General features: G+C 57.8%; 1 pseudogene. It reads left to right on the top strand.

What is annotated here, in order from left to right:
• A pseudogene (locus ACR0EL_RS22500) lies at positions 1–612 on the top strand (2',3'-cyclic-nucleotide 2'-phosphodiesterase); the annotation flags it as partial.

Genomic DNA, 612 nt, shown 5'->3' with positions numbered 1-612 from the left:
TGGGGGATGGCAGCAAGCATCCGATCAAGGTTGGTGTCATCGGATTTACTCCGCCTCAGATCATGAACTGGGATCGCAAGCATCTGGAAGGCAACGTGCAGGCGCGTGACATAGTCGAAACGGCGCAGGCTTACGTACCCGAGATGCAAGAACAAGGGTGTGATCTGATCATTGCCCTGTCGCATTCCGGCATTGGGGATGCGGATCACGCTGATGGAATGGAAAATGCGTCGGTCGTTTTGGCAGGGGTCGATGGCATCGACGCGCTGGCGACCGGGCACAATCACCTCGTATTCCCGTCCGCTACCTTTGCTGATCGTCCCGGCATTGATGTCGACAAGGGGACCTTGATGGGCAAACCGGCGGTGATGGGCGGATTTTGGGGGTCACATCTTGGCCTGCTGGACATGCTGCTTGAGCGCGACGGAAACGAATGGCGGGTTGTGACGACAACGTCCGAGGCGCGCCCGATTTCAAAGCGAAACGAAGACCGTTCGATCACAGCACTTGTTGGCGACGATCAGAAGGTGCTGGACTCGGTCGCGAAAGATCACGACGAAACACTGGCTTATGTACGCAGGGCGGTCGGCAAGACATCGGCCCCGCTGCACA

The organism is Ruegeria sp. AH12, assembly GCF_056541465.1.
This window is presented reverse-complemented; position numbering and strand designations above follow the sequence as displayed.